The following is a 17,475-nucleotide window of genomic DNA, read 5'->3' on the forward strand; positions in this document are numbered from 1 at the left end:
GATTATTTCAACCCGCCGCACCGGAGCCGGTTAGCCTTTTTGCCCTCTGACTTAGGGGCCTTGCGAGGCGCGTAAATAGTTTCGGCGGGTCTGGGCTAACCGTTGTGCGGGCGCAACTTATTCGCTCAGTTTCCCGACATCGCCTTGAGGTTGGCGGCGTAGGCGTCGACATCGTCCTTGCCGATGATCTTGGTCGGCACGATGATCAGGCCATCGGCGGGAACGCCCGACTTGTCGCCCTCGAGATAGGCGGCCATCAGCTTCATGCCCTGATAGGCCCATTCGAAAGGCTGCTGTACGACGGTGGCGGCGACGGTGCCTTCCTTGACGCCGCCCAGCGTGATCGGATCGTCGTCGAAGCCGACGACGGTGATCTGGCCGAGCTTGCCGGCATCGCGCAGCGCTTCATAGATGCGCGGCGTGTTGTAGGAGTAGAAGCCGACCATGCAGGTGACGTCGGGGCTGGCGACCAGCGCGTCCTCGACGTTCTTCTTGGCGCGGGCCTGGTCGATGTCGTCGCCACGCACGTCGACCAATTCGATCTTGGTGCCGGCGAGGCCGTCCTTCATGCCCTGGATGCGTTCCTTGGCATTGTCGGCGCCGAGCAGGCCAACGAAGCCGAGGCACTTGCCGCCGTCGGGCATTGCCTTCTTGGCGATCTCTGCCGCCTGCTTGCCGGCATCGACATTGGAAGAGCCGATATAGGCGACACGCTTGGTCTGCGGTGCGTCGCTGTCAGTGGTGAACAACGCCGTTTCCGAGGCGATCTTGTTCAGCCCGTCGGTCGACGTCTTGGGATCGACGGCCGAGACCATGATCGCCTTAACACCGGCCGTCACCAGATCGTCCATAAGGCGCTGCTGGATGGCGACCGAGGACTGCTCCGGATATTTGAGTTCGAGATTGTAATTGGGCAGTTCGCCTTGAGCCTTCTTGACGCCGGCTTCGGCAGCCTTCCAGAAATCGGAAGCGCCGTTGACGACGAAGGCCAGTGTCGGCTTGTCGTCGGCCCGCGCAATTGCGCTGACGGACAGGCCGAGCAGCAGGGCCGCAGCGGCGACGGACGCATTTCGTATCGCAGATTTCATATTCAACCTCCCATTTGACTCAGTAATTTCGCTGATGATGAACGTGCCGGCGCGGCTTGGACGCCCTCCTCCTCAGGGTTTCGGCAGCGAAGAACGACGCCATTCCAGCCGCGATCGTCGACTTTAGAGACTCATTCGTCGTTCGTAAATAGTCCGATTTGTCTGACATTTCCTCGAAACGGCAGGCGAGCTCCGGCTGACGGGAACCGTCCGACACCAGGCTGGCTCGCGTTCCGAACACGCGCGGTCCGATGTCGTCCGGGCATGATGGATTGACGTTATAGGGATGCCAGATATTAGTAAAGAGTATTAGTTGATCGGGATACTCGCCACAAACGAGAGAGGCCTCCCCAGTCACAACCGTTTTGGATTGGCGACTAAATCGTCTAAGAGGGTCGATTATATCTATTAGTGGCGCTTTGCCTTATAAATGCGAAAATTCGAGGGACTAACGCCATGAACGAACCACTTCGGGATGCGGTCCTTCAGGGTACCAGACGGCGCAAGCCGTCCGGGAAAAACCCCAAGGGCCGCGTCACCATGACCGACATCGCCAGGGCCGCAGGCTGTTCGCAGGCGACGGTCTCGTTCGTCCTCAACAACACGCCAGGCATCAGGCTGTCGCAGCAAACCCGAGAGCGAGTGATTGAGACCGCACGAACGCTGGGCTATTCGCCGCCCGTGTTTTCTGCCTTGCGAGCCCCTGTTGCCGCATTCGGCGGGCTGGATGGCGTGATCGGCTTCGCAGTCGACCAACTTGCGACCAGCCCGGAGGCGGTCGTCGCCATTGAAGGGGCGCGGCAAGCCTCATGGAACGCCGGCAATGTGCTTTTGGTGGCGCAGACCATGGGCGACGAGGTGATGGAGCCTCGCGCCATCGCGGCGCTGACCAAGCGGGGCATTTCGGCGCTGATCTACATGACCATCTTCACCCGCGAGATCGTCGCGCCGGACCATCTCTACGGCCTCGACATTCCGGTCATCCTGCTCAACTGCTACACTGCCGACTATGCCTTCCCCGCCGTGGTGCCGAGCGAGATCGCCGGCGGCCAGAGCTCCACCCGGCACCTGATCAGCCATGGCCACCGGCGTATCGCCACCATTACCGGCGAGCCCTGGATGCAGGCGGCGCAGGACCGGCTGAAGGGCTACCGCCGGGCGCTGGCGACGGCCGACATCCCGTTCGACCCGGCGCTGGTCGTCGAAGGCGACTGGTCGGCGAGCGCCGGCTATGCCGCGACCGTCAAGCTCTTGGCGCTGAAGGACCGGCCGACCGCGATCTTCTGCCAGAACGACCGCACCGCGATCGGCTGCTACGAGGCGCTGAAGGAGGCCGGCCTGCACATCCCCCGGGATATTTCGGTGATCGGTTATGACGACGAGGAGATCGCGCGGCATCTGTTCCCGCCGCTGACGACGTCGATCCTGCCGCATATGGCGATGGGACAATGGGCGATCGAGCAGCTCGAAGTCCCCGCTGCTCCCGGTCGTGGCCGCTATCCCATCACCAAGCTCGAATGCCCGCTGGTGGTGCGGGAGTCGGTTGGCGCTCTGGCGGGCTGAGGCGAGAGCGCCGGCGATCGACAATGGCACAGGCTTGACATCGGGCCCGGCATATACCCGATTGATTTCATGAGATTGCAAAGCTGCTACAATTTTCAGGACTTCCGCCGGCTGGCAAAACAGCGCCTGCCGGGGCCGATCTTCGACTATATCGATGGCGGCGCCGACGACGAGACGACGCTGCGGCGCAACACGGCTGCGTTCGAGAACTGCGATCTCGTCCCCAACGTGCTTGCCGGCGTCGGGCAGATCGACATGTCGGTCACCGTCATGGGCCAGAAACTGGCGATGCCGGTCTATTGCTCGCCGACGGCACTTCAACGGCTGTTCCACCATAGCGGAGAGCGCGCCGTCGCCGCAGCCGCGGAGAAGTTCGGCACGATGTTCGGCGTGTCGTCGCTTGGGACGGTCAGCCTGGAGGAAGTCCGCAAGCACCGAGTACCGCAGGTCTATCAGTTCTATTTCCACAGGGATCGCGGCCTGAACCGCGCCATGATGGAGCGCGCCAAGACGTCCGGCGTCGACGTGATGATGCTGACGGTCGACAGCGTCACCGGCGGAAACCGCGAACGCGACCTGCGGACCGGTTTTTCCATCCCCTTTCGGCTTACGCTCGGCGGCATGATGCAGTTTGCGATCAAGCCGAGATGGGCCATCGACTATTTGACGCATGAAAAATTCAGCCTGCCGCAGTTGGACGGCCATATCGACCTCGGCGGCGGAGCGCTTTCCATCAGCCGCTATTTCACTGAGATCCTCGATCCATCGCTGGATTGGAAGGACGTCGAAGACATGGTCCGTTTCTGGAACGGCCAGTTTTGCCTGAAGGGGATCATGAGCGTCGCCGATGCCAGAAAGGCGGTCGACATCGGCTGTACCGGCATCGTTCTTTCAAACCACGGCGGCAGGCAGTTGGACGGCTCGCGCAGCCCCTTCGACCAGCTGGCGGAGATCGTCGACGCGGTGGGCGACAAGATCGACGTGATCATCGACAGCGGCGTCCAGCGCGGCACGCATGTCCTGAAAGCCCTGTCACTGGGCGCCAAGGCCGTCGGCGTCGGGCGCTACTATCTCTTCCCGCTGGCCGCCGCCGGACAGGCCGGCGTCGAACGGGCGCTCGGCCTGATGCGAACCGAGATCGAACGCGACATGCGGCTGATGGGATGCAGGTCGGTGGCAGAGCTTTCGAGAGCGAATGTGCGGTTTAGGTGATAGAGCCGGGAAGTGGCGCACGGCATAAGCTTTTTCGAAGTGCGATACTATACCGACCTGCCGCCGCTCCTGCCGTCCGTTTCGAAGACAGTCTCGCCGGAAACAGCATCCGTATATCCGCCCTCAAGCTGCTGCAACGTATGCCGGAACCGATCAAGATTGCCCAGCATTTTGGGCCTGGCATCGACCATGTGCTGAAAAGTGTCCCACTCTCCAATCGAGAAGAAGGCGCCATCTCCCGATTTGACGAGAGCCATTTTTCGCAACCCCTCGAAATTGCGCGGAGCGCTGCTGAACAGTTCGACGAATTCGTCTTCACTACCCGGCTTGACCCGGAAGCGGACGCTGTTGAATGCCGTCATCTACGTTCCCCCGTGAAAGAACTGAAAACCTCGAATATGCGAGGCCCTAACGCACCTCGAACCCTTCGAACAGGTGTAGAGGAAAATCGGAAGGTTGGCTTCAGTCACCTCTGGCCGAAAGCCCCGTTTCTGGCGCTATTTTGCCAGGAAGAGGACGACGCTCGATCGCAATCGGTACGCCCTTCCGACCGGCAATGAAACGCGCTGTTAACGCCGTTCGCGGGTGACAGGATGTTGGCCGCAGTTCGAAGGTATAATCTGCGTCTCGCTGTCAGTTGCGGAGGCGAAAATGAATTTGCTTCGGATTGCGCTCTTGTGCACGGCCATGATCGACCTTGGAATGCCGGCCGTTCGCGCTGAGGATCGGCCTGTGCCGCAGAACAATAAAGCCGCAACAACGCAGCCGCCCGTTCATTGTGAAGGCCAAAATTGTCTCCCGCCGGCGAAAGATCCCGTGCAGGAATGCACTGGCCAGGATTGCACGCCAGGCCCGCCGACTGAACCGGGGCCGGAGATTAAGCAGGCCGACTGAGCAGCATTAGCTGACGATCCCCTTTTTGCCATGGATGGCGCTCAGCCCTCGCGACTTTCCGGCCACCGGTGGTAGATTCTGTTACCTATGTTCCCGGGGTAGGCATGGGTTTAATGGCGCGCCCGAAGAGATTCGAACTCCTGACCCCCAGATTCGTAGTCTGGTGCTCTATCCAGCTGAGCTACGGGCGCGCAACAGGCCATGCTTTGCATAGCCCCGCGATCCGATCCTGGCGACCGGCCGCGAATGTGACGTGTTCCGTAGCGACTGAATGTGCGAAAAGCAAGCCGATCCTGGCCAAAAGTTTTGCCGTCATGTTTTGCCGTCATGCGCCGGCCGGCGAAGGCAAGATCGCGTCACGCGGCGGCCGAGCCGATAAGTCGTCGTCTTGGATCAGTCATTTGCCAATCGGAACGGCCCGTAACGAAACACGCCGTTGCACGGCGGCCGAGCCGATGGCTCGTAGTCTCGGACCAACCATTTGCGAATTGAAACGGTCCGTAACGAAACGGTTCGTTACGCCGGGCGGCGCAGACCGTTGCGGGCCTGGTCGAGCCGGACCGGCTGGTCGGGAATGGTGACCGCGAATGTGGTGCGGCCGCCGATGCTTTCGACCAGCTCCACCGTGCCGCCATGGGCGCGGATCAATTCATGGGCGATCGCCAGGCCAAGGCCGGTGCCGCCGCTGCGGGCCGAGCCGCGAAATGCCGCGAACAGGTTTTCTCGCGCCTTTGGCGGCAGGCCGGGGCCGGTGTCGGTGACGACGATGCGGCTGACGCTGCCGATGCGCTCGGCCGATATGGTCAGGCGGCGCACCACGGCGCTCTCGGTGTCGGCCGCCATCGCCTGCACGGCGTTGCGGCTAAGATTGGTGAGCACGCGGAACAGCTGGTCGGAATCGGCGTCGACCTCGAGCACCGGATCGACGGCGTTGACGAATTCGATGCCGCATTCGATGTCGAGCAGGCCCTGGACGTCCTCGACCAGCTGGCGCAGCCGCAGCCTGCGGCGCGACGGCGGCGGCTCCTGGGTGCGGCCATAGGCCAGCACGCCCTCCGAGTAGGACACCGCACGGTCGAGCGCGCGCAGCAGTTTTGGTGCGAAGGCCTGCACGGTCGGGTCCTTGACCTGGCGCAGGCGGTCCGACATCAGTTGCGCCGAGGCGAGGATGTTGCGCATGTCGTGGTTGATCTTCGACACGGCCAGGCCGAGATCGGCCAGGTGCTTCTGCTCGGTCAGCATCTTCTGCAGCCGCTCCTGCATCTGCGACAGCTCGCGTTCGGCGACGCCGATCTCGTCGGCCCGGGCGGCGGGGTGAATGATGCGACCGGGATCGTCGGGCGCCTCGGAAAAGGACAGCATCGAGCGTGTCATCGTCCTGATCGGGCCGATCATGATCAGGTCTATCGCGGCGTAGACCAGCATGGCGGTGAACAGCGAGATCAGCAGCGAGACGAAGGCGACGTTGCGCGAATAGATCAGCATGGCATTGCGCAGGCGGTGGTCGGGCATGATCAGCTCGAATTCTTTGTCGCTGTCGCCGACCGGCCCGAAAACGCGCAGCATCCGCTTGCCGCCGAAAAACAGCGTGTCCAGCGCGCCGGTCATACCCTTGATCATGCCGACATTGGCGATATCGATATGCTCGTCGACCTGCGGCGGCATTTCGGCCACGACCAGAAGCCGCGAGACGCCGCCGTCGCGCACGGCGATCGCCTTGGCGCCGATCGCCATCAGTACGTCGTTCTGGGCGGCACGCGACAGCGAGGCAGGTTCGCCCTGCACCAGGACGATGGAAACCGCGGCGGCGGTGCTCAGCCTCTCCTTCAGCCAACTCAGCCTGTAGCTGGCGATCCAGGGCACGAAGATGAGGATTTCGGCCAAGAGCACGAAGACGATGGTGAGCAGCAGCAACTTGGTCGACAGGCCGCGCGCCAGCGGCACCCTGCGGGTGGCCGCCTTCGCCTGGGCGATGCTTTCGTCGGTTGCTGGGACTTCACTCATGCTCGTCGTCACGGCTGCCTGTCATCACGGCTGCTTGTCTTAGGGACTGCTCGTCTTCACGATCGCTTGATCGGGTGAGATTAGGCGATTGCGGCTTTTTTGCCAAATTCATCCTTGGTCGAAGCCGGACAAAGGGCCGCAAGATTTCGATGCCGGTCCGACAATGCCGGCCCGACACGCTGGATTGACTTCCAAAACCCTTCTTTCTATAAGCCCGCTCACGCTCGGGCCATTCGTCCCGGCGCGGTTTCGATCGCGCCAAAACCGGCCCGGCAAAGCTCCTGTTACAAAGTGACAGAATCAAGAAGGGCCGCACCCCGCGGTATTTAAACAAATGAAGCGTACTTACCAGCCGTCCAAACTCGTCCGCAAACGCAGGCACGGTTTCCGCGCCCGCATGGCCACCAAAGGTGGCCGTGGCGTCGTCGCAGCCCGCCGCAACCGCGGCCGCAAGCGTCTCAGCGCCTGAGCACCAAGCGAGAGACAAGATCGTTGCCCGCAACCGGCAAGCCAACGGGTGCCCATCCCAAGCGGCTTCTGAAGCGCGCGGAATTCCTGGCTGTCCGCCGCGGCGAAAAGCGCCGCGGGCGGCTTTTCCTCGTCGAGGTCCTGGGCCGCGGCGACAGCGAGGCGCCGCGCGTCGGCTACACCGTCACCAGGAAGGTCGGCAACGCCGTCGTTCGCAACCGCATCCGGCGGCGGCTCAGAGAGGCCGTGCGCACGCATGCCGCGGATGACATGGCGCCGGGCAATGATTATGTCATCGTCGGGCGCGAAGACGTGCTTACCACTCCGTTCGGCCAGTTGAAGGCCGAACTCTCCCGCAGATTGCGTGGAACACGATAGGCCAAGGGCTTCGATGGAAAACAACCGCAACTTCTTCATCACCATCGCACTGTCGGTGCTGATCCTGGCGCTTTGGCAATATTTCTATGTGATGCCACGCAGCGAGATGCAGCGCGAAGCCGCCCGCATCGAAGAGCAGCGCGTGGCGGAGCAGAAGAAGGCCGCCCAAGGCACCAGTCCGGGCGCCAGCGAAACACCGGTGCAGCCCGGCGCCATTCCGAGCGCGCCTGGCGGCGACGCCGTGACGCCGGCCAGCCGCGACCAGGCGATTGCCTCGACCAGCCGCGTCAAGATCGACACGCCGAGCCTCGAAGGCTCGATCAACCTCACCGGCGCACGTCTCGACGATCTCAAGCTCAAGCATTACAGGGAGACGGTCGACAAGACCTCGCCCGAGATCGCGTTGCTCAACCCGGCGTCCCTGCCGAACGGCTATTTCGCCGAGATTGGTTTTTCCGGCACGCCGGATGTGGGCAGGCTGCCGGGTCCCGACACCGTCTGGCAGACCGACGGCAATGCGACGCTGACACCGGCGACGCCGGTGACACTGACCTTCACCAACGACAAGGGCCTGACCTTCAAACGCACCTTCTCGGTCGACGCCCAGTATATGTTCACCGTGTCCGACACGGTCCAGAACGGCGGCTCGGCGCCCGCGACGCTGTCGAACTATGGCCGCGTCACCCGTTTCGACAAGCCGGCTATCGCCAGTACTTATGTGCTGCACGAAGGCCTGATCGGCGTTACCGGAAGCGAGGGCCTGCAGGAGTACAAATACTCCAGCGTCGAATCGGAAAGGGAATACAAGCCAGGCAAGTCGACCGACGGCTGGCTAGGCATCACCGATAAATACTGGGCGGTGACCCTGGTGCCGCCTGGCGGCCGCGAATTTCAGCCCAAATTCTCTTATTTCGAGTTCAAAAGCGGGCCCCATCCGCACAGCTACCAGTCCGATTTCCTGTCCGATCCGGTCACAATCGCTCCCGGGCAATCGACGACCGTGGAGTCGGAGATATTCGCCGGCGCCAAGGAAGTTTCGACGATCAACGCCTATGAAAAGGACCGTCATATCCGTCAGTTCGACCTCCTGATCGACTGGGGCTGGTTCTATTTCATCACCAAGCCGATGTTCTGGCTGATCGACACGCTTTACAAATTCTTCGGCAATTTCGGTCTGGCGATCCTCGCCACCACCGTCATCGTCAAGGCGCTGTTCTTCCCGCTCGCCAACAAGTCCTATGCGTCGATGGCGAACATGAAGAAGGTGCAGCCCAAGATGCTCGAGATCCGCGAGAAATACGCGGACGACAAGATGAAGCAGCAGCAGGCGATGATGGAGCTCTACAAGACCGAGAAGATCAATCCGCTCGCCGGCTGCTGGCCGGTGGCATTGCAGATCCCGGTGTTCTTCTCGCTCTACAAGGTGCTCTACATCACCATCGAAATGCGGCACGCGCCGTTCTTCGGCTGGATCCAGGATCTGGCGGCGCCGGACCCGACATCGATTTTCAACCTGTTCGGGCTGATCCCCGTTACCTTGCCGCACATGCTGATGATCGGCGTCTGGCCGCTGATCATGGGCGTGACGATGTTCCTGCAGATGCGCATGAACCCGACGCCGCCGGACCCGACGCAGGCGGCGATCTTCACGTGGATGCCCGTGATCTTCACCTTCATGATGGCGGGTTTTCCGGCCGGCCTCGTCATCTACTGGGCCTGGAACAACACGCTGTCGATCCTGCAGCAGGGCGTGATCATGAAGCGGCAAGGCGCCAAGATCGAATTGTGGGACAATCTGGTCGCGCTGTTCCGCAAGAAACCGTCACCGGCGGAATAGCCGGCGCTCCGACGATGCGAGACCAAAAAGCCCCGGTTCGTCCGGGGCTTTTTGCACAAGCTGCCCGCCTGGATTAAGCGATTGGTACTGCCGGACGGATCGCGCTATTTTGACCTGCCTGGCAGTTGCTCGACGGAGCTCGATATGACCGGACCCAATCCATCGATCAAGCATCCGATCCCGTTGCACACACGCGTCGGCTTTCTGAAACCGCTGGTGACGGCGCCGAATATCGAGATCGGCGACTTCACCTATTATGACGACCCTGACGGACCCGACAAATTCGCCGAAAAATGCGTGCTGCATCATTATCCGTTCATCGGCGACAGGCTGGTCATCGGCAAGTTCTGCGCCATCGCCGAGGGCGCGCGCTTCATCATGAACGGCGCCAATCACGCCATGTCCGGCTTTTCGACCTATCCGTTCAACATCTTTGGTCACGGCTGGGAGGAAGGCTTCGACCCGGCGACATGGTCGAAGGAGGTGCGTGGCGACACAATCGTCGGCAATGACGTCTGGATCGGCATGGAAGCGGTGATGCTGCCGGGCGTGAAAATCGGCGACGGCGCTATCGTAGCGGCAAAGTCGGTGGTGACGCACGATGTGCCAGCCTATGCGATCGTCGCCGGCAATCCGGCCAAGGTGGTAAAGATGCGCTTCGACGACAGGACCATCCGGCGGCTGCTGGCGCTGGCGTGGTGGCACTGGCCGGTGGAAAAGATCAGCCGCAATCTCGATGCCATTCGTGGCAGCAACATTTTTCTTCTGGAGGCAGCGGTTTGAACGCGTTGAACAAGACCACGATCGGCATCGAATTGTTCACGCGAGCCTGGATCTTCATCCGCGGCGTGCCGGCGATGAAATTCCTGCCGCCGGAGGGTCCTCCCGAGATCGCCTTTGCCGGCCGCTCCAATGTCGGCAAATCGTCGCTGATCAACGCGCTGGTCAACCAAAAGGGGCTGGCGCGCACCTCCAACACGCCGGGCCGCACGCAAGAACTCAACTATTTCGTGCCGGGCGGATTTTCGGGAGAGGGCGCCGATCTGCCGCCGATGGCCCTGGTCGACATGCCGGGCTATGGCTACGCCACGGCGCCGAAGGAAAAGGTCGACGAGTGGACGAAGCTCGTGTTCGACTATCTGAAGGGCCGGGTGACGCTGAAGCGCGTCTACGTGCTGATCGATGCCCGCCATGGCATCAAGGCCAAGGACGACGAGGTGCTGTCGCTGCTCGACAAGGCGGCGGTGTCGTATCAGATCGTGCTGACCAAGACCGACAAGATCAAAGCGGCGGGGGTACCGCGGCTGATCGAGGAAACGCTCCAGAAGATCAAGAAACGCCCGGCGGCATTTCCCTTCGTGCTCGCCACGTCGTCGGAAAAGAGCGAGGGCCTCGAGGAATTGCGTGCGGCGATCGTGCTCGCCGCCAACGGCGGATAGGCAACGGATTCCGACGGCTGGTCAGGCGGGGCTGGAGGCCCGTTCCTGCTCTGCCAGCTGTTCGGTGCCGTAGGCCTTCAGGAACACATCGACGCCCGACCTGACGATGTGTTCGATCTCGGCCGCACTTGGCGCCTTGGTGCGATAGGCGAATATACACTGGCGGAAAAGACCGGCCAGGCACAGCTCGGTGAACTGATAGGCGGCAAGCTCGACGTCGTCGATCTTCAGCAGGCCGCGTTCGATAGCCATGTTGAGGAAAACGACAACCCTGTCATGGCCGCGCTTTGGGCCGCGTTCGTAAAATCGCGCGCCAAGCTCCGGAATGCGTTCCGACGCGCCGATCACCGTCCGCTGCGCCAGGATGACCCTCGCCGAAGTGATCTTCATGGATAGCACGATGCCGAACTTCACCAGCGTCTGGCGAAGGTCGCCGATCTGGTCGAGCACTTCGTACATGTTCTTGAAAATCGTGCCGCGCTCTTCCTCGATCAGCGCTTCGAACAGCTCTTCCTTGTTGGCGAAGTAGACATAGATGGTGCCCTTGGACACGCCGGCCTCGCGCGTAATGTCGTTCATCGACGCGGCTTCGAAGCCCTTATCGATGAAGACACGGCGCGCACCCTCGATGATCTGGCTGCGCTTGACCGGGTCTTGCCCCGCGGCCGGGCGGCCGCGCGGCAGACTGTCCAGCAGATCGCACTGGTCCTTGCCGGCGCTGGGCAATGGGCCTGAATCAGGCAAAGGAGCGGCCTTGGGGGCTTCGGCCATAATGTCACACCTCGTAAAATAATTCGAACCATCCGGTTCGATTGCTCTTGATATGGGCCTCTTTAAGCGCTAAGTCAATATCGAGATCGAACCGAACGGTTCAGTCTGACGAAATTCAGCGCCAGTTAATTTAGAGAGATATCATGTCCTCGAACGCGCCCACCAGTGCCGAAGTCCGCCCCTTCCCCAGTGCCAAGGTCCAGCCTGCGATCGAAGCGCCGGAAACCCCTCTCAAGCCCGCCGACGTCACCCCGCTGGCTCCCGCCAAGAAGAAGCGGTCGATGCGCTCGATGTTGCTGCCCATCATCGGCCTGGCCCTGCTGGGCGCCGGCGCCTGGTATGGCTATGATTACTGGACCGACGGGCGCTTCATGATCACGACCGACGATGCCTATGTCCAGGCCGACACGGCGTTCATCTCGCCAAAAATCTCGGGTTATGTCGATCAGGTCAAAGTGACCGAGAACCAGCAGGTGAAGGCCGGCGACCCGCTGCTGATCGTCGATGACGGCGACTACAAGATAGCCGTTGCCCAGGCCGAGGCGCAGATCGCCACGTTGAGCAAGACGCTCGACCGCATCGATGCCCAGACCGAGGCGGCGCGCGCCTCGCTCAAGCAGGCGCAGGCGCAGAAGACCGCCGACCAGGCCGCGGCCGATAATGCGAAGCGAGCTCAGGTTCGTGCCGCCCAGTTGCTCAAGACCCGCGTCGGTACCCAGGCCCAGTTGGACGATGCCCAGACGGCGGTCGAGCAAGCCAATGCCGCACTAGCCGGCGCCGACGCGCAGATCGCGGCGGCTCAGGCCAATATCGGCGTGCTTCAGGCGCAGCGGGCTGAATCGGCAAGCACGCTGGCCTCGCTGCAGCTTGCCCACGACAAGGCGGTGCGGGATCTGTCCTTCACCGTGCTGCGCGCACCCTATGACGGCGTGGTCGGCAACCGCTCGGTCGAGCAGGGCGACCTGATCAGCCCCGGACAGAAGCTCGCCGTCATCGTGCCAATGGACAAGCTCTACATCGTCGCCAACTTCAAGGAGACCCAGCTTGCCCGGCTGGTGCCTGGTGAAAAGGTCAGAGTGTCGGTCGACGCGATCGACGGTCAGGACATCGAGGGTACCGTGTCGTCGCTGGCCCCGGCTTCGGGAGCAGTGTTCTCGCTGCTGCCGCCGGAGAACGCCACAGGCAATTTCACCAAGGTGGTGCAGCGCGTTCCGGTTCGCATCGACGTGCCCGCGGATGTGCTGAAGACGGGCAAGCTGCGCGCCGGCCTGAGCGTCGTCGTCGCCGTCGACAGCCGCACGGCGCCTTCGGCATCGAAGTAAAGCGGAACCGGGAGCAAAGGGTCATGGCGACCGCAACCCTAACTGCAGGATCGGCGCCGACGCCAGCCATGCCGGTGCCGGTTGACCACATCTCGACACGCCGCGTCATCGCCTTCCTGGCAATGGTGTTCGGCATGTTCATGGCCATCCTGGACATCCAGATCGTCTCGGCCTCGCTGGCCGAGATCCAGGCGGGCCTGAGCGCCAGTTCGGACGAGATTCCTTGGGTGCAGACGGCGTATCTGATTGCCGAGGTGGTGATGATCCCGCTGTCGGGCTTCCTCAGCCGGATGCTGTCGACGCGGGTGCTGTTCACAATCTCGGCGGCAGGTTTCACCGCGGCCAGCGCGCTGGCGGCGACCGCAACCAATATCGACCAGATGATCGTCTACCGCGCCGTGCAGGGCTTCATCGGGGGCGGCATGATCCCGAGCGTCTTTGCAGCCGCCTTCACCATCTTCCCGCCGTCGCGTCGCGCCATCGTCTCGCCGATGATCGGCCTGGTAGCGACGCTGGCGCCAACCATCGGCCCGACCGTCGGCGGCTATATCAGCCATGCCATGTCCTGGCACTGGCTGTTCCTGGTCAACGTCGTGCCCGGCATTCTGGTGACGACGGCCGCCTGGTCGCTGATCGACTTCGACAAACCCAATCTCAAGCTGTTCAGCAAGTTCGACTGGTGGGGGCTTGCCGGCATGGCCGCCTTCCTCGGCTGCATGGAATATGTGCTGGAGGAAGGTCCCAACAACGACTGGCTGCAGGATCAGGCGGTGTTCATCTGCGCCGTCATCATGACCTTCGGCGCGGTGCTGTTCTTCTGGCGCGTGTTCACCGCCGAGGAGCCGATTGTCGATCTGAGGGCTTTCAGCAATATCAATTTTGCCTTCGGCTCGCTGTTCTCCTTCGTCGTCGGCATCGGCCTCTACGGTCTGACCTATCTTTATCCGGTGTTCCTGGGGCGGATCCGCGGCTACGATTCGATGATGATCGGCGAGGCGCTGTTCGTCAGCGGCCTGGCCATGTTCTTCACTGCGCCGATCTCCGGCATCCTGTCGAACAAGATGGACCCGCGCATCATGATGATGATCGGCTTCTTCGGCTTCGCCACGGGGACCTGGTGGATGACGCATCTCACCGCCGACTGGGATTTCTATGAACTGCTGATCCCGCAGATCCTGCGCGGCTGCTCTATGATGCTTTGCATGGTGCCGATCAACAACATTGCGCTCGGAACCTTGCCGCCGGAGCGGCTGAAGAATGCGTCTGGCCTGTTCAACCTGACCCGCAATCTCGGCGGCGCCGTCGGCCTGGCAGTCATCAACACCGTGCTGATCGACCGCAATGCCTTCCACTACGCCAGGCTCTCCGAGCACGTGCAATGGGGAAGTGCCGCTGCGCAGCAGAAGCTGCAGAACATGACGCTCAACTTCGAGCAGACCGCCGGGCTCGACGCCTCCAAGGCGGCCATCTCCAAACTGTCAGGCATGGTCCAGCAGCAGGCGTCGCTGCTGTCGTTCATGGACGTATTCTTCATGCTGACGGTTTTGTTCGCGACGCTTGGGCTCTTCACCCTGGTGATCCGCAAGCCAGCCGCTCAGGGCGGCGGTGGCGGAGGCCATTGAGGCGCGCTGGATCCCCCGCCTGGCGCCCTCGCGCATGACCCCGAAAAGCGATTTTCGGGGTCATGCGCAAAATCAACCATTACGAAGTCCTCTCGCGCTCCGACAAAGTCAGGGTCGCAGCCGTCCTCACGCCGTCGCCGGCTTGAAGGTCAAGGCAACGCCATTGATGCAGTGTCGCAACCCGGTCGGCGGCGGACCGTCGTCGAATACGTGGCCGAGATGGCCGCCGCAGCGGCGACAATGGACCTCCGTGCGGGTCATGCCCAAAGACCTGTCCACGGTCTTGCCGACGGAATTCGGGATTTCCTGCCAGAAGCTCGGCCAGCCAGTGCCGGAATCGAACTTGGTCTCTGACGAATAGACCGGCAGGCCGCAGCCGGCGCAAGCGAAGATGCCTTTGCGGTGCTCGTTGAGCAGCGGACTGGTGCCCGGGTATTCCGTGCCCTCCTTGCGCAGCACATTGAAGGCCGCGTCGGACAGGATGGCGCGCCACTCGGCTTCGGTCTTGGTAACCTCGAAAGTCTCAGCCGCGCGTGCATCCTGGGCTCCGCCCATGCGCAGCGCGGTGGCGCCTGCGACAACGCCAATGGCTGCCGCACCACTCAAAAGAAGCTCGCGACGGTTCATGGCCATTCCTCCTGTCATTGCTTGTGCCAAATTCGACCGCCACACGGAAATCAAAAGCCGGTGACGATCGCTGTCCTCAAAGCGGGACTCCGCGCCTATCCACATCTTGCGTGAACGGCGCGGAGTGTGCGCAGGGAGGCCCTTAGTGATATCTTCGCCGGCAGCGTGCGTTTGTTACATCTTCGGCAGGAGAACCTTGTCGACGACGTGGATGACGCCGTTGGACTGCTCGACATCGGCGATGGTCACATTGGCGACGTTGCCGTTCTCGTCGGTCACGGTGACCTTGCCGCCGTCGGCCTTGAGCGACAGTTCGCAACCACCGACCGTCTTGACCTTGTGGGTGCCGCCGTCGTTCTTGACCATCTTGGCGACGTCGGCGGCCATCGCTTTGGCGCCGATGACATGGCAAGTCAGGATCTTGACGAGCTTGTCCTTGTTTTCAGGCCTGAGCAGCGTCTCCACCGTGCCGGCTGGAAGTGCCGCAAAGGCCTCGTTGGTCGGCGCGAACACAGTGAAGGGGCCAGCGCTTTGCAGCGTATCGACCAGGCCGCCTGCCTTGACGGCAGCGACCAGCGTCGTGTGGTCCTTCGAGTTGACAGCATTTTCGACGATGTTTTTCTGGGCATACATGGCGGCGCCGCCGACCATCGGATTTTGAGCATAGGCAATGGTGGCGAGCGCGGATATGGCGACCGTGCCGGCAAGCAAAAGGGTGGCGAATTTACGCATGATTTCAATCTCCTCGGGTTATCGTTCCCCTCATTTGGGAACGCAAGGAGATACGCGATAGAAATGCTGGAGTTTCGTCCTCTCCGCAAAAAAATATTTGTCGCTGCAATTTGCCCGGCGCGGATCGACAGCCGCCAACAAGCTTTGCAGGCGTTTCAATCGCGGGAGATAGATTTCAGGTCTGCTTCCGGAGATGAGAAGCGGTCAGATGCTCTTCAGATCGCCCGCTGCGACCACCGGTCCAGTCGGCTGGCCGGTCGGTGAACCGCCGGCAGGCTCAACGCTGACCGCAAGCACGGCGCCTTTCGCCAATTTCTCCTGGACGGCGGGCGGGATGGCCAAATGCGCGGTCGCACCGGCCGGGATGACGCCCATCGACACCGGCGCCTTCTTGCCTTCGATCATCCACAGCTCGAAGTCCTTGCCGGCGGCCCGCTCGCCGGAAACGTGGGAAAGACCGACCTCGTGACGGGCGGCATCGTAGACGACGAGATATTTGACGTCGCTGCCTTCGGCCGCCAGCGAGGCGACAAGCCGCGCCTGCGGCGGTTCGGTGGACGGGCGGAAGTAAGGCACGGCGATGTAGATCGCCAGCGCCGCAATGGCGGCGGCGGCAAGACCGCGCCAGAAGCCAAGGCTCGACCACAGGCCGGCGCGCGGCTCTGCAGCGAACAGCCGGCGGTCCAATGCTTCCTTGACCCTGATCGGAGGCTCTGTCTCCGGATAGGCGGCGGCCATCGGCGAAAGATGCGCCTCCCAGGCATCGACAAGGCGCGCGAAGGCGGCGTCCGCATCGATGCGGCGCGACGCGATCTCGCGTTCATCGGCGGCCAGAACGCCAAGAACGTATTCGGCGGCGAACAGGTCGTCGCCCCCACGTTCCGGTCCATTGTCGTCAGCCAGCGTCATCTTTCCAGGCATTCTCTCAGTTTCAACAGGCTGCGGCGCAGCCAGGTCCGCATCGTGTTCAGCGGTACGCCATAGCGCTCCGCCAGTTCGGCATAGCTTTTGCCATCCAGATAGGCGCCCCGGACGGCCGCCGCCCGGTCCTTCTCCAATTCCTTGAGACAATGGTAGATGCGTTCGGACTCACCGCCCGCCACGGCCATGGCCTCCGGCCCCGGCGCCGGATCGGCCACGTCGAGCGCGGCATCGATATAGGCGGCAGGCTCTCGCCGCGCCCTGATCCGATCGATCGCATGATTGCGCGCAATGGCCACCAGCCAAGAGATCGGGCTCAGATCCGAAACGGCGAAACGGTCCGCCTTCGTCCATATCTTGACGAAGACCTCTTGAAGCGCCTCTTCTGCATCTCCCCGATCCTTCAATACACGAAGGCAGACGCCGAAAAGTTTCGCGCTGGTCTGCCGGTAGAGCAGATCGAACGCAGCCCGGTCCTTCATCGAAGTCCGGACAATCAGGTTGCTGATGTCCTGCGGCGTCATCCGCCGCCAAATTAGGCGATTGCAATGTATTTGCAACGACTGAAATGGTCTTGCGCACCGGCAGCGCCAGCGT

At 62.1% G+C, this 17,475-nt stretch carries 17 protein-coding genes and 1 tRNA gene; 9 read left to right on the forward strand and 9 right to left on the reverse strand.

The annotated features are described in order from the left end of the window. Nucleotides 1-125: 125 nt before the first annotated feature. Nucleotides 126-1,088 carry a sugar-binding protein gene (locus tag NKK47_RS21025; protein WP_023677500.1) on the reverse strand — a complete coding sequence of 321 codons (963 nt, stop codon included), beginning with the start codon at nt 1,086-1,088 and terminating at the stop codon, nt 126-128. Nucleotides 1,089-1,544: 456 nt separating this feature from the next. On the opposite strand from NKK47_RS21025, the gene NKK47_RS21030 reads away from it, so the two are divergent. After that, on the forward strand, nt 1,545-2,651 hold the full coding sequence (locus NKK47_RS21030; protein ID WP_352578136.1) for a LacI family DNA-binding transcriptional regulator: 1,107 nt from the start codon (nt 1,545-1,547) through the stop codon (nt 2,649-2,651). Nucleotides 2,652-2,720: 69 nt separating this feature from the next. Then, nucleotides 2,721-3,863 (forward strand): alpha-hydroxy acid oxidase, encoded by a 1,143-nt coding sequence (locus NKK47_RS21035; RefSeq protein WP_352578137.1) that lies wholly within the window; start codon nt 2,721-2,723, stop codon nt 3,861-3,863. Nucleotides 3,864-3,910: 47 nt separating this feature from the next. Here the strand turns inward: NKK47_RS21035 and NKK47_RS21040 are convergent, their stop codons facing one another. From NKK47_RS21040 to NKK47_RS21050, 3 genes are all read right to left on the reverse strand, one after another. Then, nucleotides 3,911-4,225 (reverse strand): antibiotic biosynthesis monooxygenase, encoded by a 315-nt coding sequence (locus tag NKK47_RS21040; protein ID WP_352578138.1) that lies wholly within the window; start codon nt 4,223-4,225, stop codon nt 3,911-3,913. Between the two features lie 646 nt (nt 4,226-4,871). Next, nucleotides 4,872-4,948, reverse strand: a tRNA-Arg gene (locus NKK47_RS21045). A gap of 325 nt (nt 4,949-5,273) precedes the next feature. Next, on the reverse strand, nt 5,274-6,761 hold the full coding sequence (locus NKK47_RS21050; protein WP_023677495.1) for an ATP-binding protein: 1,488 nt from the start codon (nt 6,759-6,761) through the stop codon (nt 5,274-5,276). Nucleotides 6,762-7,095: 334 nt separating this feature from the next. On the opposite strand from NKK47_RS21050, the gene rpmH reads away from it, so the two are divergent. From rpmH to yihA, 5 genes are all read left to right on the forward strand, one after another. Beyond that, nucleotides 7,096-7,230: a 50S ribosomal protein L34 gene (gene rpmH / locus NKK47_RS21055; RefSeq protein ID WP_008833937.1), complete on the forward strand. Its 135-nt coding sequence runs from the start codon at nt 7,096-7,098 to the stop codon at nt 7,228-7,230. 23 nt (nt 7,231-7,253) lie between these two features. After that, entirely contained in the window at nt 7,254-7,607 is a 354-nt protein-coding gene (rnpA, locus tag NKK47_RS21060; RefSeq protein ID WP_352539960.1) for a ribonuclease P protein component, read from the forward strand. Nucleotides 7,608-7,620: 13 nt separating this feature from the next. Continuing rightward, nucleotides 7,621-9,444 carry a membrane protein insertase YidC gene (gene yidC / locus NKK47_RS21065; protein WP_352578139.1) on the forward strand — a complete coding sequence of 608 codons (1,824 nt, stop codon included), beginning with the start codon at nt 7,621-7,623 and terminating at the stop codon, nt 9,442-9,444. Between the two features lie 144 nt (nt 9,445-9,588). Next, on the forward strand, nt 9,589-10,227 hold the full coding sequence (locus tag NKK47_RS21070; protein ID WP_352452996.1) for a CatB-related O-acetyltransferase: 639 nt from the start codon (nt 9,589-9,591) through the stop codon (nt 10,225-10,227). Beyond that, nucleotides 10,224-10,883: a ribosome biogenesis GTP-binding protein YihA/YsxC gene (gene yihA, locus NKK47_RS21075; RefSeq protein WP_031193748.1), complete on the forward strand. Its 660-nt coding sequence runs from the start codon at nt 10,224-10,226 to the stop codon at nt 10,881-10,883. Before NKK47_RS21070 ends, yihA begins: the two co-directional genes overlap by 4 nt. Before the next feature lie 21 nt (nt 10,884-10,904). Here yihA and NKK47_RS21080 read toward each other — a convergent pair whose 3' ends face one another. Beyond that, entirely contained in the window at nt 10,905-11,654 is a 750-nt protein-coding gene (locus tag NKK47_RS21080) for a TetR/AcrR family transcriptional regulator (RefSeq protein ID WP_352455986.1), read from the reverse strand. A gap of 143 nt (nt 11,655-11,797) precedes the next feature. On the opposite strand from NKK47_RS21080, the gene NKK47_RS21085 reads away from it, so the two are divergent. Both NKK47_RS21085 and NKK47_RS21090 read left to right on the forward strand, forming a co-directional pair. Next, nucleotides 11,798-12,976, forward strand: coding sequence for an HlyD family secretion protein (locus NKK47_RS21085; RefSeq protein ID WP_023677489.1), 1,179 nt, complete (start codon nt 11,798-11,800; stop codon nt 12,974-12,976). 68 nt (nt 12,977-13,044) lie between these two features. Continuing rightward, nucleotides 13,045-14,598: a DHA2 family efflux MFS transporter permease subunit gene (locus NKK47_RS21090; RefSeq protein WP_245274730.1), complete on the forward strand. Its 1,554-nt coding sequence runs from the start codon at nt 13,045-13,047 to the stop codon at nt 14,596-14,598. Nucleotides 14,599-14,724: 126 nt separating this feature from the next. Here NKK47_RS21090 and msrB read toward each other — a convergent pair whose 3' ends face one another. From msrB to NKK47_RS21110, 4 genes are all read right to left on the reverse strand, one after another. Next, nucleotides 14,725-15,225 (reverse strand): peptide-methionine (R)-S-oxide reductase MsrB, encoded by a 501-nt coding sequence (gene msrB / locus NKK47_RS21095; RefSeq protein WP_023677487.1) that lies wholly within the window; start codon nt 15,223-15,225, stop codon nt 14,725-14,727. Between the two features lie 174 nt (nt 15,226-15,399). After that, nucleotides 15,400-15,957 carry a fasciclin domain-containing protein gene (locus NKK47_RS21100; protein ID WP_023677486.1) on the reverse strand — a complete coding sequence of 186 codons (558 nt, stop codon included), beginning with the start codon at nt 15,955-15,957 and terminating at the stop codon, nt 15,400-15,402. Between the two features lie 204 nt (nt 15,958-16,161). Further along, a complete protein-coding gene (locus tag NKK47_RS21105; RefSeq protein ID WP_023677485.1) occupies nt 16,162-16,866 on the reverse strand; it encodes an anti-sigma factor in 705 nt (234 codons plus the stop codon). Next, nucleotides 16,863-17,402: a sigma-70 family RNA polymerase sigma factor gene (locus NKK47_RS21110; protein ID WP_023677484.1), complete on the reverse strand. Its 540-nt coding sequence runs from the start codon at nt 17,400-17,402 to the stop codon at nt 16,863-16,865. Before NKK47_RS21110 ends, NKK47_RS21105 begins: the two co-directional genes overlap by 4 nt. Between the last annotated feature and the right edge of the window lie 73 nt (nt 17,403-17,475).

The sequence above is a fragment of the Mesorhizobium sp. M0019 genome (assembly GCF_040323975.1).
Taxonomy (GTDB): Bacteria; Pseudomonadota; Alphaproteobacteria; order Rhizobiales; family Rhizobiaceae; genus Mesorhizobium.

Excerpts from the sequence above, each read along its gene's own strand:
- NKK47_RS21085 (WP_023677489.1), top strand. The coding sequence starts at position 11,798 with ATGTCCTCGAACGCGCCCACCAGTGCCGAAGTCCGCCCCTTCCCCAGT.
- NKK47_RS21105 (WP_023677485.1), bottom strand. The coding sequence starts at position 16,866 with ATGACGCTGGCTGACGACAATGGACCGGAACGTGGGGGCGACGACCTG.
- NKK47_RS21080 (WP_352455986.1), bottom strand. The coding sequence starts at position 11,654 with ATGGCCGAAGCCCCCAAGGCCGCTCCTTTGCCTGATTCAGGCCCATTG.
- yidC (WP_352578139.1), top strand. The coding sequence starts at position 7,621 with ATGGAAAACAACCGCAACTTCTTCATCACCATCGCACTGTCGGTGCTG.
- msrB (WP_023677487.1), bottom strand. The coding sequence starts at position 15,225 with ATGAACCGTCGCGAGCTTCTTTTGAGTGGTGCGGCAGCCATTGGCGTT.
- NKK47_RS21050 (WP_023677495.1), bottom strand. The coding sequence starts at position 6,761 with ATGAGTGAAGTCCCAGCAACCGACGAAAGCATCGCCCAGGCGAAGGCG.
- rpmH (WP_008833937.1), top strand. The coding sequence starts at position 7,096 with ATGAAGCGTACTTACCAGCCGTCCAAACTCGTCCGCAAACGCAGGCAC.
- NKK47_RS21070 (WP_352452996.1), top strand. The coding sequence starts at position 9,589 with ATGACCGGACCCAATCCATCGATCAAGCATCCGATCCCGTTGCACACA.
- NKK47_RS21025 (WP_023677500.1), bottom strand. The coding sequence starts at position 1,088 with ATGAAATCTGCGATACGAAATGCGTCCGTCGCCGCTGCGGCCCTGCTG.
- NKK47_RS21090 (WP_245274730.1), top strand. The coding sequence starts at position 13,045 with ATGCCGGTGCCGGTTGACCACATCTCGACACGCCGCGTCATCGCCTTC.
- NKK47_RS21110 (WP_023677484.1), bottom strand. The coding sequence starts at position 17,402 with ATGACGCCGCAGGACATCAGCAACCTGATTGTCCGGACTTCGATGAAG.
- NKK47_RS21035 (WP_352578137.1), top strand. The coding sequence starts at position 2,721 with ATGAGATTGCAAAGCTGCTACAATTTTCAGGACTTCCGCCGGCTGGCA.
- NKK47_RS21100 (WP_023677486.1), bottom strand. The coding sequence starts at position 15,957 with ATGCGTAAATTCGCCACCCTTTTGCTTGCCGGCACGGTCGCCATATCC.
- NKK47_RS21030 (WP_352578136.1), top strand. The coding sequence starts at position 1,545 with ATGAACGAACCACTTCGGGATGCGGTCCTTCAGGGTACCAGACGGCGC.
- NKK47_RS21040 (WP_352578138.1), bottom strand. The coding sequence starts at position 4,225 with ATGACGGCATTCAACAGCGTCCGCTTCCGGGTCAAGCCGGGTAGTGAA.